General features: G+C 36.2%; 16 protein-coding genes. 10 read left to right on the forward strand and 6 right to left on the reverse strand.

Translation table 11 applies throughout. The annotated features are described in order from the left end of the window. Positions 1-13: 13 nt before the first annotated feature. Positions 14-1,303: a glycosyltransferase gene (locus A8L32_RS14090; RefSeq protein ID WP_066631434.1), complete on the reverse strand. Its 1,290-nt coding sequence runs from the start codon at positions 1,301-1,303 to the stop codon at positions 14-16. Between the two features lie 168 nt (positions 1,304-1,471). Here A8L32_RS14090 and lspA point away from each other — a divergent pair, with 168 nt between their 5' ends. The 5 genes from lspA to A8L32_RS14115 all read left to right on the forward strand — a co-directional run bounded on the left by lspA (position 1,472) and on the right by A8L32_RS14115 (position 4,827). After that, positions 1,472-1,975 (forward strand): signal peptidase II, encoded by a 504-nt coding sequence (gene lspA, locus A8L32_RS14095; protein ID WP_066631438.1) that lies wholly within the window; start codon positions 1,472-1,474, stop codon positions 1,973-1,975. Between the two features lie 53 nt (positions 1,976-2,028). Further along, on the forward strand, positions 2,029-2,244 hold the full coding sequence (locus A8L32_RS14100; RefSeq protein WP_066631440.1) for a hypothetical protein: 216 nt from the start codon (positions 2,029-2,031) through the stop codon (positions 2,242-2,244). A gap of 46 nt (positions 2,245-2,290) precedes the next feature. Beyond that, positions 2,291-3,157 carry a carboxypeptidase-like regulatory domain-containing protein gene (locus A8L32_RS14105; protein WP_066631442.1) on the forward strand — a complete coding sequence of 289 codons (867 nt, stop codon included), beginning with the start codon at positions 2,291-2,293 and terminating at the stop codon, positions 3,155-3,157. 81 nt (positions 3,158-3,238) lie between these two features. Further along, complete coding sequence (locus A8L32_RS14110) at positions 3,239-3,880, forward strand: GDSL-type esterase/lipase family protein (RefSeq protein ID WP_198931784.1); 642 nt, start codon at positions 3,239-3,241, stop codon at positions 3,878-3,880. Between the two features lie 86 nt (positions 3,881-3,966). Further along, positions 3,967-4,827 carry an AraC family transcriptional regulator gene (locus tag A8L32_RS14115; protein WP_066631446.1) on the forward strand — a complete coding sequence of 287 codons (861 nt, stop codon included), beginning with the start codon at positions 3,967-3,969 and terminating at the stop codon, positions 4,825-4,827. A 102-nt stretch (positions 4,828-4,929) separates the two neighbouring features. Here the strand turns inward: A8L32_RS14115 and A8L32_RS14120 are convergent, their stop codons facing one another. After that, a complete protein-coding gene (locus tag A8L32_RS14120; protein WP_066631447.1) occupies positions 4,930-5,820 on the reverse strand; it encodes an AraC family transcriptional regulator in 891 nt (296 codons plus the stop codon). A 201-nt stretch (positions 5,821-6,021) separates the two neighbouring features. On the opposite strand from A8L32_RS14120, the gene A8L32_RS14125 reads away from it, so the two are divergent. The 5 genes from A8L32_RS14125 to A8L32_RS14145 all read left to right on the forward strand — a co-directional run bounded on the left by A8L32_RS14125 (position 6,022) and on the right by A8L32_RS14145 (position 11,474). Then, positions 6,022-7,029, forward strand: coding sequence for a uroporphyrinogen decarboxylase family protein (locus A8L32_RS14125; protein WP_066631449.1), 1,008 nt, complete (start codon positions 6,022-6,024; stop codon positions 7,027-7,029). A gap of 294 nt (positions 7,030-7,323) precedes the next feature. Continuing rightward, on the forward strand, positions 7,324-9,795 hold the full coding sequence (locus A8L32_RS14130; RefSeq protein WP_066631450.1) for a sugar-binding domain-containing protein: 2,472 nt from the start codon (positions 7,324-7,326) through the stop codon (positions 9,793-9,795). 94 nt (positions 9,796-9,889) lie between these two features. After that, positions 9,890-10,651 carry an IclR family transcriptional regulator gene (locus A8L32_RS14135; RefSeq protein ID WP_066631452.1) on the forward strand — a complete coding sequence of 254 codons (762 nt, stop codon included), beginning with the start codon at positions 9,890-9,892 and terminating at the stop codon, positions 10,649-10,651. Positions 10,652-10,834: 183 nt separating this feature from the next. Beyond that, complete coding sequence (locus A8L32_RS14140; protein ID WP_066631455.1) at positions 10,835-11,146, forward strand: type II toxin-antitoxin system RelE/ParE family toxin; 312 nt, start codon at positions 10,835-10,837, stop codon at positions 11,144-11,146. Between the two features lie 25 nt (positions 11,147-11,171). Next, a complete protein-coding gene (locus A8L32_RS14145) occupies positions 11,172-11,474 on the forward strand; it encodes a helix-turn-helix domain-containing protein (RefSeq protein WP_066631457.1) in 303 nt (100 codons plus the stop codon). Positions 11,475-11,743: 269 nt separating this feature from the next. Here the strand turns inward: A8L32_RS14145 and A8L32_RS14150 are convergent, their stop codons facing one another. The 4 genes from A8L32_RS14150 to A8L32_RS14165 all read right to left on the reverse strand — a co-directional run bounded on the left by A8L32_RS14150 (position 11,744) and on the right by A8L32_RS14165 (position 15,968). Further along, a complete protein-coding gene (locus tag A8L32_RS14150; RefSeq protein ID WP_066631575.1) occupies positions 11,744-12,898 on the reverse strand; it encodes a CaiB/BaiF CoA transferase family protein in 1,155 nt (384 codons plus the stop codon). Between the two features lie 177 nt (positions 12,899-13,075). Continuing rightward, complete coding sequence (locus tag A8L32_RS14155; protein WP_066631459.1) at positions 13,076-14,218, reverse strand: CaiB/BaiF CoA transferase family protein; 1,143 nt, start codon at positions 14,216-14,218, stop codon at positions 13,076-13,078. A 56-nt stretch (positions 14,219-14,274) separates the two neighbouring features. Then, entirely contained in the window at positions 14,275-14,637 is a 363-nt protein-coding gene (locus A8L32_RS14160; RefSeq protein WP_066631461.1) for a four helix bundle protein, read from the reverse strand. Between the two features lie 176 nt (positions 14,638-14,813). Then, positions 14,814-15,968, reverse strand: coding sequence for an extracellular solute-binding protein (locus A8L32_RS14165; RefSeq protein WP_066631462.1), 1,155 nt, complete (start codon positions 15,966-15,968; stop codon positions 14,814-14,816). Positions 15,969-15,980 lie beyond the last annotated feature (12 nt).

Below are 15,980 nucleotides of genomic sequence, written 5' to 3' on the forward strand. Positions count from 1 at the left end.
GAATTGGGCATCCTCATTCGATTTTATTTAAGATAAATTTGTTCATTAAATCAACGGAGCGTTTAACGCCATCCACAGCTCTCACTTGAGCTTGAATTTTTAACGCACTTTCTTTATACCGTTTATCTTTAATTAACTTGTCCACTGCCTTTAAAATCCTTTTTTCAGAAACAGAGAAAATAGGAATACGAATAGCCATTCCTGACTTAGCAATACCATCAATATTAGCTTGTTGTTCCGCCTGAAAACCGATGCCTATAACAGGTGTTCCAGCCCACGTAGCTGTTTGAATAGTGCCTTGTCCACCATGTAATACCGCTATATCTGCCATTTCATTTACTAAGTGGGCAGGCAAAAATTTACAAGCATAAAAATTATCTGTGTTTGGGCCAAGTTCTTCAGGATTTAAAATGGTTGTTGTGGAGCACACTATATTATAATCTTTTACTTTTCTTAAAGCAGCAACAATGGTTTTTAAGGTTTCCGGGAACCCAGAACTACCCAATGAACAGAAAATGTTGGTTCCAGGTCTGCTAAAAACCTTTTTAATTTCATCGGACACGGGCATGTCCATCATCGAAAAAATAGGTCCTGTGTAATGATAACCTTGGGTTAAATCCTCTTCGGGCAAACCGCTTAAAATAGGTAAGTCTGGCAACAGGGTGATGTCTCCTCTTACTAAATCGGTGATGTTATAAATCGGTTTTAAACCAAAGTGTTTGCGGGCTTCATTAAAAGAGGTTAAAGATGCCTTAGCTGAATCGCTCAGTAATACTTTTTTAATGATGATTCGTTTGATAAAATCGGGCAACACATATCGCATAAAGAAATTGCGTTCCATGGTATTAGGCATATTATACATGCCTTTGTGAATAAATGCAGGGCAGTTCACCGTAGGAACCTGCGTAACCATAGGCAATTTTGCATAGGGTATAGAAATCATACAACTCAGGTTTAATCCTGCGTAAACGCCATCGGGTTTGTATTCTTTCAAAGCCTCTAAATCCGCTTCAGCCATTTTAATCCACTGTTCGCTACTTACAGGCAGTGGAGTTCCCACCTTGGCTTTATAGCGATTAATGTCCATGATGATTTGGTGTTGTTCCCATGTTAACTCTGGCTGTAAATCCAATTCATTAATTCCTGCTTTGGCAATTAAATGATTATGAACCCCTCCATGATTAAAGAATTTTACTGTTGCTCCAGTCGCTTTCATTCCTTTAGCTGTTTCTAAAGCTCGGGTAAAATCCCCCAAATTATGACCGTAAGAAAAGAAGGCCCATTTTAAATCAGCAACATTCATGGTATTTAGTTTTATGCAAGTTGAATAACAAATATATTCTTTTAGTTGAGGATATTAATTCAATATGTAGTAATAAAACCTATAATTAAGAAAGGTGTAAAAAATTAATATGTTATTTTAGTGATCTAAATATTCAAGTAAAATTTCAGTAATTATCCTCCAATTATAATGAGTAAAAAAATAAGAAATTTAATACTGATCGTATTATTAATATCCAATGTTGCTTGCGATCAAATAACAAAGGAAATTGTAAGAGACCGAATTGAGTATAACAGCCGAATAAGTGTAGTAGGTGATTATTTAATTCTTACCAAAGTTGAAAATACAGGTGCCTTTCTGGGGCTTGGAAATTCGATTCCGCGATGGCTATATAAAATTACAATGATTGCTTTGCCGCTGTTAGCCATGATTTATGGCTTATATATATTGTTTAGAAAAAGTAAGTTGTCATTTCTACTTTGTACAGGAATTGCCTTTATTATTGGCGGAGGAGTCGGAAATATTATTGATCGAATTTTATTTGGTTCAGTAACGGATTTTCTATTTTTTGATTTTGTGTTGTTTCACACCGGAATTGTTAATATGGCAGACATCTCTGTAACGTTGGGATTCTTTATAATATTATACGAGTCTTTTATTCAACAGCGAAAATTAAAGAGTAGTGCTGTTTAATAAGGAATAAATACTAAATTAGAAGTTAAATATTAATTTCAAACTAAACCATCATGAAGACAAAATTAGAAACTGAAGTACTCAATAATATGAGTAAAGATGCGGGTAATTGGTATGGACCGTTTTATTTCAACAGAAAAGATCCACGTTTATCAGTACCTAAAATTAGCCCAGGATTAGGCAATACGCTAAACTTTGCTAGCCCATATGCTTACTTATTTATGGCTGGAATAGCATTAATAATAGTAGCGTTCAAATTCTTTTTATAGTTGAGTTTCCTCTATTGGTTAATTATAATGAGTGAGTGGTAATAATATGAAGAAGCGAAGTGTAATATTACTGACCTTACTATTATTAATTACTGCTTATAGTTATAGTCAGTGTGTTAAAGGAAAGGTTATTGATTCAGAATCAAAGGAGAGTCTCTCTTTTGTTAATATGGGTATTGTAAACACTTCAATAGGAACTATAACTGATGCCAAAGGCGAATTTGAGCTTTATGTTAGCCAAGTTCCTGCGGATGCAGAACTTAAAATAACCATGATTGGTTATGAATCAAAGACCATATCAATTAGTGAATTGGCGAGTGATTTCTGTCTGATAGAATTAAAAAAGACTTTCGTTGAGCTTAAAGAAATTAAAGTGGGTTTCAATGGACGTATTAAAAATGTGGGAAATATTCGGGCTAATAATTCGGCTGGAGTTTGTGGTTGGGGAGGTACTAAATTTGGTAAAGGGCATGAATTAGGTTTAGAGCTTGATTTAGGAGATAACCTAGTTCGATTAGAAGAGCTAAATTTAAAAATGCACAAACAATCATTTGATACCTGCGTGTTTCGACTTCATATTAGAGAAATTGAAAATGGATTACCGGTTACTGAACTTCTACATGAAAATATTTATTTTGAATTAACTAGTTCAAAAGGTTGGCAGAATATAGAGCTTTCCGATTACAATATTGTGGCTAATGGTAAAGTAGCTCTAACTATTGAGTGGATTAAAGTTTCCAATATTATAGAAGATAAACTGGTTAAAATGAACGGAAGTAAGAAAGCCAGACCTGTTGTTTTATTCAAGTCATGTAATAAAGATGGGCGGTTTTTTATCAGAAAAGGAAGTGAAGCTCCGTGGAAATGCCAAGAGAATAGTAGTCCATCTTTTTATATTTCAGTGAGAGAATAGGAGGAGCGTGAGTTCTTATATTTAGATAATTAGATGAAGAGAAAATTAAGGAAAATTGTTTCATTATATTATAATAGGATAATGAAATATAATTTTGATCCTGATTGGGCAGAGCTTGATAGGTATGCTAAATCTAATAAGATTATAATGACAGATATATCTTCGAGCAATTTGGATAGAATTGTTTTAATGGGAGATTCTATAACAGAGTATTGGCTGGAGTTAAGACCTGATTTTTTTAAAGGAAAACCCATTGTTAATCGTGGTATAAGCGGACAAACAACTCCGCAAATGTTATTGCGTTTTCGGCAAGATGTGGTTTTATTAAAGCCAAAAGCTGTAGTAATTTTGGCTGGAATAAATGATATTGCAGGAAATACTGGTCCTACCACTTTAGAAGCTATTTGTAATCATATATTCTCGATGGTAGAGTTGGCTTTGGCTAATCAAATTCAGGTTGTTATGTGTTCTGTTCTTCCTGCTAATCGGTTCGATTGGAATCCAAAACAGAAACCTGCTGAGGAGGTTGTTGAACTGAATAAACGATTAAAGGCCTATGCTTCAAAAAATGACTTGACTTATATTGATTATTACCCACATATGGTAGATAATGAATTGGGATTGAAAGCAGCATACGGTGAGGATGGTGTGCATCCAAATAAAGTAGGCTACCAGGTAATGGAGCCCTTACTGGAAGAAGGACTGAAGAAAGTCAATAGATAAACTCCAATATATTATACAAAGGTTGATGATGTACAATATTGCCTTAATTAAAACTGTATTGTATATTTGAGGAAATATACGTCAGTATGAAGGCAAAATTAGAAGTTGTACCACATAAAGTTGATAGCTCTATAGCTGCATTTTATTATAACGAAAATCACTTTGATGCCCCTTGGCATTATCATGACGAGTTGGAATTAACCTATATAACTCAGAGTAGTGGGGTGCGTTATGTGGGTAATAGTATCAAGAGTTTTCAGCCGGGTGACATGGTTTTAAACGGACCATTGTTACCACATTCATGGCAAAATGCGCCAAACTATCAGGGTGGAGCCTCCTCTATATATGTGCAATGGCTGGCCGAAGAGTTTACAGAGATAATTACTAAACTTACCGAGTTTCATAGTATAAAAACCATGTTGGATAGAGCCAATTCGGGCATTTTTTTTAAGGCATCTAAAGAGGTACATTTAATTGGGAATAGATTAATGGCTTTACCTGCCTTATCCGGAGCTCAACAAATAATGAACTTTATTGATATTTTACTGGAGCTTTCCTATATCAACAACTATGACCTCTTATCTGAACCTGGAAATCATTTTTTTAGGTATCGAGAAACGGACAATAGGGTGAAAGATATTTTTGCTTTTATTGATGAGAATTATGTAAGAAAAATATCGGTGGATAATATGGCAGATCTTACTTTTATGACTAAATCCTCTTTTTGTAAGTTCTTTAAAAATTACTTTAATAAGACTTTTACACAATACTTAAACGAATATCGTATCCATCGTATTTGTCGAGAATTACAGGAAACCGCAATGCCCGTAAGTCAAATTGCATTAAATTGTGGTTACGAGAATATGTCGTATTTTCATCGGCAGTTTAAAAGCGTTACAGGAATGACTCCAGCTAGTTATAGGTTAAAATATGATGGGAGTTATTAAAGGGAGGAGAATGAAGAAGGGAAGAGGTAGAACGTAATTTCCTTGAAAGTTAATACTACTTTATTTTAATTGCCTAACGACCTAATCTACTAATAACCTATCTCACACTCCACTTTTTCGTTTTCTAAATTCGTTAGGAGATAAACCTGTTGTCGTTTTAAATTTCTGGTTGAAATAAATTATAGAAACATAACCGCATTCAAAACCAATTTCTTTAATCGGTAATTCTGTATTTATCAGGAGTTTTTGAGCAAAATTAATACGGATATAGTGCAAGTATACTGAAAAGGTAACGTTAGTTTGTTTCTTAAAAAAACGGCAAAATGATGAAGGAGTCATTTTTACCAAACTAGCACAACTGTTAATGTCAATTTCTTCCTTAAAATGCTGCATTATATAATTATGAACCTTACTCATCTTTTTCGATTTAAAGCTCACTTTACTCGATAGGTAATTATCAGATGCCAACAATTGATAGTCGGAATACTGAATCATATCCAATACCTTAATTAAGGTTATCAATTGGTCAATGGGTGATTGCAGAATAGTATAATGCACAAGGGCAGAGATTTCAGCTTTTAGATGACCATTAATCTTTAAGCCTCTTTGTGCTTTAGCAAGTATGTTTCTAACGCTGGCCAGTTCGGGTATGTCTATAAATTGGCTACCAAAAATGGTTTTTTTAAACTGAATATAAATTGATTCGCAAGTGTCCTCATTATCCTCGAAAAAGTGTGGTGCCGATATCCAAGCATGAGGTAGGTTTCCTCCCAATAATACAATGTCGCCTTCTTCAAAGGGTTCAAAATGGTCGCCCACCATGCGTGTACCATACCCTTTTGTAATTAAAAGTAGTTCAAATTCAGGATGGTAATGCCAAGGCCTAGTAAAATAATGACTTTGATATTTACCTATTTTAATAGAAGTATTTTGCGATACTTCTATTTTTTCGGGCTCAGCCGAAACTATGTTATTTGCTCCTTTGGATGACATACAGACAATATAACTAAATTATTGGCAATATAGCTTTAAAATATGATTTGTAAGCAAACTAAGTTTGTAATGTGATTAATTGAATAGACTTATTGGCTTGATTTCGATTTAATTATAGAATGCAGCCAGCATAAACAAACAAAACGGTTTACAGGGTTTTATAAATGGCAAATAAAGCTTTGTTCCCAAAAAATGAATACTATGACAAAAAGAGAAGTAGTTAAAATGGTACTGGACGGAAAAAAACCTCCTTATGTGCCTTGGTCGTTTAAATTTACTGAAGAACCTAAGAAAATGCTTGAAGAGCATTATGGGGTAGATGATTTAGATCCCGTATTAGGAAATCATATCTTAAACCTAGGTAGTGATATTGGTTTTTTTGATGAGGTTGAGCCAGACATGTGGCAGGATGTATTTGGTGTAATTTGGGACCGTACTATTGATAAAGATATTGGTGATGCTAGTGCACCTTATGTGATTAGCGAGCCTAGCATGGATGGGGTTAAATTTCCTGATCCGCACGACCCTCGTTTTTTTGCTAATATTGAACCTGAGATAGAGAAAAAACCAGAATTATTCCGTGTTTTTCAAATTGGTTTTAGTTTGTACGAACGTGCCTGGAGTATGAGAGGTATCGAAAATCTATTGATGGATTTTATGATGTACCCTGACTTTGTACACGAGTTATTTACCAAAATTGCAGATTACAACATTGCTCAAATGACAAAAGCCATTGAGTATGATATTGATGCAATATATTTTGGTGATGACTGGGGACAACAGCACGGATTAATTTTTGGATATGATACTTGGAAAGAGTTTGTATACCCTCAGTTAAAACGTATGTATGGCTTTGCCAGAGACAATGGTAAGTATGTGATGATTCACTCCTGTGGAGATGTGGATGAGTTATTTCCAGATTTAGTTGAATGTGGATTAAATTGCTTTAACCCATTCCAACCAGAGGTAATGGACATTAACGAGATTCTACCAATGTACCGAGGTAAATTAGCTTTCCATGGTGGACTTTCAATGCAAAAAACGCTTCCGTTCGGAACGGTTGAAGATGTTGAGAAAGAATCCAAAAACCTTATTGAGTTAGGTAAAGATGGTGGTTATATTTTCTCTCCTTCTCACTCTGTAGAAAGCGATACTACCAAAGAAAATATATTGAAGTTTATTGAAATTGCACAAGCGCAGTTGAAGTAATCCATCCAGATGGATAATGGTAATCGGTAAAAATTATTTTAAGAATAGTTATTGTAGCTTACCAGAATAAACTAAGTATTTTACAAATAAAATCCCGGGGAATGCCTCGGGATTTTTACTTTCACAGAGTATTCAATCAACAACCTTTCTTAAACAGTGATGTTTTTATTACGCTGCCACCATAATGGATAATGCAAGAGTTTAATAGCCATAAAGAGCCTTTGATAAGATGGAATCAAAGAGGAGGCTTAATAAGCTTGCAAATAATAAAGTTGTTAACTAATTATAATAGAAATGAAACGAATATGTATTGGATTGTTTGTTGTTATGTTTGCCCTAACATCAACGTTTGCAAATAGTCCCAGAAAAACCCAGGACTTTAACTTTAATTGGAAGTTCTTTTTAGGAGATGCTCCAGAAGCCAAGAATCCTTCTTTTAACGATGAAGGTTGGCGTGTTTTAAACCTTCCTCACGATTGGAGTATAGAACAAAGCTATACTACCGAAAATACTTCTGGTTCAACAGGCTTTCTGCCTACAGGAATTGGCTGGTACCGAAAATCATTTACCATCGACACAAGTCAAAAAGATAAAATATTTAACATTGAATTTGATGGTGTTTATTGTAATTCAGAAGTATGGATTAATGGACATTATTTAGGAATTCGCCCGTACGGATACAGTGTATTTTCGTACGAACTGACACCACATTTAAAAATAGGTGGTGAAAATACCATAGCTGTTAAAGTAGACCATACCAATTTTGCCGATTCTCGTTGGTATACAGGTTCCGGAATATACAGAAATGTTAGATTAGTGAGCACTTCAAAAAGTTATATTCCGCAATTTGGAGCTTGGATTGAAACACCTCAGGTTTCATCGTCTCAAGCGAATGTTAAGGTTTCTACTGTGGTTAAAGATGTAACTGGCAAAGCGCAAAAGTTAAGCCTAAAAGTATTGGTAAAAGATGCCACGGGGAAACAAGTGGGGAGCATAAGTAAAAAGATTAAATCTTTAAGTCTTGATACCTCTGTTGTTCAGTTATCTATCGCTCATCCTAAATTATGGAGCATAGAAACACCCAATCAATATAAAGCAGAAATTCAGGTTTTTGCGGGTAAAGAATTAAAGGATACTTACGAAATAGATTTTGGTATTCGTTCCATTCGTTTCGATGCCAATAAAGGTTTCTTTTTGAATGAGAAGAATGTAAAACTTAAAGGCGTTTGTTTGCATCATGATGCGGGTGCAGTAGGTGCAGTTTTTATCAAAAGTGTTTGGGAGCGTCGTTTAAACAGGTTGAAAGAAATAGGCGTAAATGCCATTCGTATGTCCCATAATCCTGGCGACCCGGGTTTATTAAAGCTATGTGACGAAATGGGTTTTGTGGTAATGAATGAGGCTCTGGATGAGTGGAGAGAGAATAAAAGCAAGTGGATTACCAGTCGTTTTGCCAAAGATATGCGTCCTGAATTAGAAACGGGTTACGGCGATATTTATGAGGAATGGGCCGAGCGTGATGTGAAAGATATGGTTCGATATTCGCGTAATCATCCATCCATCATTATGTGGAGCATGGGTAACGAGATAGAGTGGACGTATCCCTATTATTGGAAAATGTCTAAAAGTAATCAAGGATTAGGAAATCAGGTTTTAAAGGAAGCTACTGGTGATGGTGTGGATATGTTAAAGGAAACAGCCGTTGAAATAGAGAAGTGGATTAAAGAAGTTGATCAATCTCGTTTTGTAACAACTGGAGGTGTATTGCCTAAGGCTGGTAATATCACCGGATACTTTGATGTACCTGATGTGATGGGCTATAATTATAGAGCTGTTAATTACGACGAGGACCACAAAAATTATCCTAACCGAGTAATTTATGGTTCTGAAAATTGGGGTACCTACCAAGAATGGAAAGATGCAGTGGATAGAGAGTTTATTGCGGGAATATTTATCTGGACCGGTATTGCTTATATGGGTGAGTCAGGACCTTTTCCTTGGAAGGGATTGGAGATTTCGCTGATGGATTTTGCTGGTTTCTATACGCCAAGAGGCCATTTCTTCAGAACGCTTTGGAGTGATCAGCCATATACTTATGTAGCCACCAAACATGCCCGTAAAGCGCAATGGGTTTTACGCGATGGAGAATGGGTAGATTACCGAGTTCGTCATTGGTTAGATAAATGGTTATTTGAAGATGTGGAAGAAACGTGGAATTATGCCAAGGGTGATTCGGTATTTGTAGAAGTGTTTTCTAATTCGCCGCAAGTGGAGCTTTTTATCAACAACAAAAGTTATGGTATAAAAAGTCCTTCCGATTTCTCGGATAATATTGTGAAGTATTTGGTGCCTTATGCCGAAGGCGAAATAAAAGCCGTGGGTATAAATCAGGCAAAGCCAGAAAGTGAGTATGCCATTAAAACAGCTAAGTGGATTTCTAAAGTAGAGCTTAAAGCAGATAAAGAAGAATTAACTGCAGATGGTTATGACTTGGTTCATATAGAAGCATTTTTAACCACAGGTGGGGGAGATATCGTTCCGGATAAAGAAATGCAATTGGTATTTGAAATAGAAGGCGAAGGTGTAAATGTGGGTGTTGATAATGGTTGGGAGCGTAACGTTCAAAATCATAAATCAAACCAAATTGTAACGCACAATGGTAAAGCCTTACTTTTAGTTAAGAGTACACAAAATAGCGGCGAGATTAAGATTACGGCGAAGTCTGGAAAGTTAGTTTCTAATACCATAATAATTCAATCAAAATAGTCATCAAAAAAATATGGGAGTTTGGTCACGTATTCTGCGTATAATCAAGCTCCCACATTGAAAAAAATAGTATTTTTGGAGTTCAATTGTGCTTATGACAAAATATTTTGCTCCTGCCCTGGATAAGGGATTAGATATTCTAGAATACCTCTCTGGTCAATCAATACCGCAATCGCAACAAGAAATAGCTTTGGGTATTGAAAGAACACCCAATGAAATATACAGAATGCTGGTAAGTCTGGAAAACAGAGGTTACATTGCCAAAGATCCCATTTCTAGCAAATACAGTTTAACACTTCGTTTGTTTCAATTGGCACATCATCACTCTCCTGTAGATACCATGGTTAAAGCTGCCGAAATACACATGGAAAATCTGGCGCATAGTATTAATCAGTCGGTGCATTTAAGCGTTTTACATCATAATAAATTAATGATTGTATCTCAGGCGCGAAGTTTAACCCCAGTTTCTTTATCCGTAGAAATAGGTAGTTTATTTCCCTTAGAAAGAACCGTATCCGGAAAGGTGATTCTGGCTAACTTGACTAAAACCAAAAGCAAACAAATACTCGCCAGTAGCGATGGTTACAAAGCCATGACGGCAGATGAAAAAAAGCTTCTTCAATCGGATTTAGTAGATATGAAAGGGCAGTCCTGCGCCAGTAATAAAAGTCTACTAACAGAAGGAGTAACCGATTTTGCAGCTCCAGTTTATAATATGCAAAAAAATGTGGTGGCGGTTTTAGCCGTTTCTGCATTGACCTCTCAAATGCGCAAACTCGTATCCGTAGAAACCATAGAAAAAGAATTGGTTGAAACGGTAGAGAAAATTAGAGTTTCGCTGGGTATAAATTCGTGAAGGAGCAAGAGTTATAGAGATAAAGATTAGATAAGTTTTTAAATAAATCGGATACTTTTAAGTGAATTACTTTTGCATTCTAGTTCATTCTTGATAAGAAAGGTAGATTTAGAAGATTACCTTATTGTTTTTGTACATGCAAAGAGAGTTTCACTTTAGTGAAACATCTATTATCTTTGTGTCATGAATTCTAAAAAGAAATATCGAACCGCAATTTTTTATAAGGATTATTTCGAAAAATTCTTTTTAGAGCAGAATGATAAAGTTAAGTCGAAAATTATCTGGACGATTCAGTTAATTGAAGAAATTGAAAGAGTCCCTGAAAGTTATCTAAAGCATTTAGAGTCTACAGATGTACTATATGAGATACGAGTAAAATTGGGTAATAATATATTTCGAATATTCTGCTTTTTTGATGAAGGAAAACTGATAATAATTGCGAATGGATTTCAAAAGAAAACGCAAAAAACACCTAAGGCAGAAATTGTTAAGTAACTTAAAATAATGGAGGAATATAAGCATGAAAAAGAATAACAAAATGACCATTGAGGATTTTAAGGATAAGCACTTTGGAGTTGAAGGTACAACAGAAAGAGATGAGTTAGAGGCAGGGTATGAAAACTTTAAGCTAGGTACTCTTTTGCATGAAGCTAGGGTGAAAAAAGGTATGACTCAAGCTGAACTAGCTGAAAAAGTAGGAATTACAAAGTCGTATATATCAAAGATAGAAAACAATATAAAAGAGGTGAGACTTTCAACGTTGCAGAAAATTGTTCAGTTAGGGTTAGGGGGGCATCTGGATTTATCTATTCGATTAAAATAAAAAAATTAACCTGTCTTCCTGATTCATCGAATTCGTGAATAAATTTCTCAAAACCCTTGTTTGGTCACATAAGAGAGCACCCGAGGAGCAAAAAAGCGACAACGTGTCATACAAAAGTGCGCTTGAGTGTTGTAGAAGCGCTGCCGAGTGTTACAAAAGGCCTTCCGAGAGGCATAAAAGCGCCACCGTGTCAGGTGAAAATGAATTCTGTTAAATAGAAAAAGGCTATCTAATCAATTAGACAGCCTCTCCACTTAAAAAATGTATTCTTAAAGAGAAAATTCTTTTTCTATGCTATTATTATGCTCTCCTAAAAATGGAGCACCTATTTCAGACGTTAAATATTCGTTGTTAATTTCTATAGGACAACGAGTGGTTTTAGATTTATATCCATCACTCATTTCTACTTCCTGAATCATCTTTAAAATTTTAAATGCTTCAGTGTCAAATAGTGTTTTCCAATCCATGATTTCAGCACACCAAATATCTGCAGGTTCAAGCACGTTAAGCCAATCCTGAGTGTCTTTGGTTTTTAGGTGGTCGCCCAGGATATCCTTAATTTCATCACGCTGCGTAAACCACGATTCAACTTCAGGGTAATTCAACAAAGCATCACAGCTTAACAATTCACCCAAGAAAGGAATCTGTCCCATAGCCAAAGCTATATAACCATTTTTGGTTTGATAAATTCCGTAAGGGGCACCAAGGTAGGCGTGGGCACTGTTACTTTTTGCACGAATGGTAGGCTCTCCACCATCCCTGAAAAAGGCCGTAACCGACTCAAACTGGTATTCTAAAGCAGATTCTAGCATGCTCACTTCAACACGAGCACCTTCGCCTGTATTTAATTTGCGATGTAAACAAGCTAATACTCCCTGGCACAGATGTGCACCTGATAATATATCAATAACAGCCAAGCCAATAGGAACAGGTCCTGCATTTTGGTTTCCGTTTAATTGCGTAAGTCCCGATACAGCCTGCAAAAGCATATCTAAGCCTGGCTTGTTTTTCCAAACACCTTCTTTTCCATAACCCGAAAGCTCGGCATAAATAATATCCGATTTAATGCCTTTGATAGTATCAAAATCAATACCCAATCGTTCCGCCACATCTGGTCGGAAGTTTTGGATAACAATGTCGGCTTGCTTGATCAGTTTGTATACTTTTTCTCGCCCTTCATCCGATTTTAAGTTTACCTGATAGCTCTGTTTGTTTCGGTTGATGGCTTGAAACATAGACGACTGTCCGTTGATAACCAGATTTGAAAAATACAAATCTCTACACAGATCTCCTGTTTCTGGTTGCTCTATTTTAATGACTCTAGCACCTAAATCGGCTAAACGTAAACTAGCCGAAGGAGCCGAAAGGTATTGGCTAAAATCAACTACTAAAATACCGTCAAGAGGTTTATTTATTTTATTCATGTGTTTAAATTTTACTTTCATTTGCCACATGGAACTCTCAAATAAATTTTAATCATGCACAGTGGTTGCGTATGTAGAATTTACTTGGACGTTTCATATCTTTATATGCTACAGTTGGCAGTATTCAGATAGCAGTTAAAAATGATTAACTGTTTACTGAGTGCTGTTTACTGAAGACTATAGATTAAATTCTTGTTCAATAATTGTATTATCCTCACCTGGCTTTGGAGCCGATTTTCTGCTGAAAAGTCGCTCGCCATCTATGCGAATAGGACAGCGCGTTGTTTTCATTTTCAGTCCATCAGAAGTTTCTACCTCTTGGTCCATTTTTAAAGCTTTATATCCTTCATGATTCAATAAATCCTTATAGGTATTTACAGCAGAACAGAACAGGTCTTTCGCTTCAAAAATATCCAGCCAATGTTTAGAGTTTTCCTTTTTCAGGATAGGTGCTAAAAAGGCCATGATATCATCACGTTTATCAAACCAAGTAGCTTTATCTGCAAACTCCGTAGGAAGTTGGATACCCATGGCATCCGTAAGTTCGTTTAAAGGAACTAATGCAATAGCAATGTGGCCGTCCTTGGTTTCGTATATCCCGTAAGGTGCTTTGATGTATGCATGCGCACTTCCTTGTTTTGCACGTTGTGGCAGTTGGTTGCCATCGTTCAAATAAGTAGTGATTACCTCAAACTGAATATCTAAAGTAGACTCTAATAAACTCACTTCTACCTTGGCTCCTTTACCCGTTTTATGACGACCAATTAAGGCGGCTAAAATACCTTGTACTAAATGTACTCCGGTAAAAATATCGGAAGTAGCTAAACCACTTGCTGTAGGATTATCATCAGCATTACCTGTTAAGTGAACCAAACCAGAAAGAGACTGAATTAATAAATCCTGCCCTGGTTTTTTAGCCCATGGTCCTTTGGCACTGTAACCAGAAACTACGCCATAAATAATGCGCGGGTTAATGGCAGAAACCACATCATAATCCAACCCAATTTTTTCCATCACACCAGGACGGAAATTATGGGTCATTACGTCGGCTTGTGCAATGAGCTGCTTTACTTTGGCCAAATCATTTGGGTCTTTAAGATTAGCAGCGTATGATTGTTTGTTTCGATTAGCCGTATGAAAAACCATACTGCTCTCATCGATAAATAAATTTTTAATAGCAATTTGCCTCCCAGCCTCGCCAGTTCCTGGACGCTCAATTTTTATTACACGAGCCCCTAAGTCAGCCATTTTTAATCCCGCTGAAGGCCCCGCCATAAATTGTGCAAATTCTAATACTGTTATTCCCTTTAATGGTAGCATATATATTGAGTATGCAGTAGGCAGTATGCAGTTATTTACAAACCGCACAACAATGCCTACGAATTAAACTTATTTGGATTTTCTATCATATAAAAAAGTAGTTTCCCAACTTCTTCAGATTGTAATTTTAACTCATCGTAGAGTTGTCTATTTATATATTTGCAAGATAATGCAAAATCAAGCCATACTTGCGTTTCTGTATTCTCACTGTCGCAATCCGTCAACTTACTTATAAAATGTTTCGGATATTTTCTTTTTCGATAAGCTTCTCCTATGTTGGCACTTACCGAGCGAGAAGAACGTCGTATTTGATCTGTCAAAGAATACTTTTCATCTGAAGGAAATTGCTTTGTAATTTCAAATATTTTCATCGCCAGATTAAATGATTTTTTGTAAGCCAATAAATCTCTAAATGTCATTTGAGTTTTATTTACAATCTACAAAAATAAACCATTACTTAAAACATCATACAAATACTGCCCACTGCCCACTGTTCACTGAAGACTGCCTACTGGAGACTGCCTACTGGAGACTACCTACTGGAGACTACCTACTGTGGACTGCTTACTGTCAACTGCCTAATGAAAACTGAAAACTACTTAATCTCTTTCGATTTTTTATATAGCTCATTTAAATCAGCCAACAATTTTACTTCGTCGCCACCATTCATCATATATTCTCTGATTGGTGCGCCAGCTCTATCCTGAAAATACATATGGCCATGATATCTTGGTCGTAAGAACGAACGGTCTAATGCTGGTAAGGTGTCTTTGAAAAAGTCCATAGTTTCCGCATTGTTTTGCTCATCTAACCAAGCAGCTCTATGCCCAGGTTGACCTCCGTTAGCAAAGAAAATACCTTTTTGCGTTTCAGGACATCCAACGTAATCTACAAATTTAATAGCCATGTCTTGATGTTTGCATTGCGCAGAAACGGCTAAACCAGTTCCTCCAAGGGTAGAGATTAAACCAGTTCCGTTTATTTCAACCATATCATGAAACTTAAGCAATTTACGAGCATATCCTCTACGCGAATAGTTGGTGTAACCATAAGCAAACGGACTATATAGATACTCATCCGATAAGGTCATTTTTTCGTACACCTTAATTGGGTTGAAATCGTAGTTTTCGCGCTTAATGTTTTTTCCTAAATCGCGTAACATCTGCAAAGCTTTAATACCCACTTCGTCCGAAATTACTTTATCATCGCTTACACAAACATCTTCGCCCAAATTGGAGCAAACCATGTAAAAACTCATTAAGGTATCCTGTGGAATTCCAGGTATAGAAACTTTTCCAGTTTTAGAAAGTTCTACTAAATCGTCCCATGTTTTAGGAAGCTCGAGTCCTTCTTTTTCAAATAAGTCGGGGCGGCTAGCTGCTACAGGTGTAGCTGCATCAATAGGTAATGCCCATTGCTTGCCACTAAAGTTATAGCTTTCGAATGATTTACCTACCGAATTGGCAGCTTGATCATCGATAAATTCTTTGGATAAAAAATCACTTAAAGGAACAATTACATGGGTGCGAGCAGCAAAACCAGTCCATGGGTGATCTATAATTAAGAAATCGTAACGCTCTGCCAGCTTGTCGATAGGCTCATCAGCAAAAGCTTGTAAGGAACGTTTCTCCCAGGTAATTTCTACGTCAGGGTTTAATTCAGAAAAGCGTTGTGCACAAGCTACTATGGATGTAAAACCACGACTGTGATTCCAGGTAATTCCTTTAAGTTGTATGTTTTTGTCAGACATTGTTGTTTATGT

It is taken from the genome of Labilibacter marinus, assembly GCF_001659685.2.
GTDB lineage: Bacteria > Bacteroidota > Bacteroidia > Bacteroidales > Marinilabiliaceae > Saccharicrinis > Saccharicrinis marinus.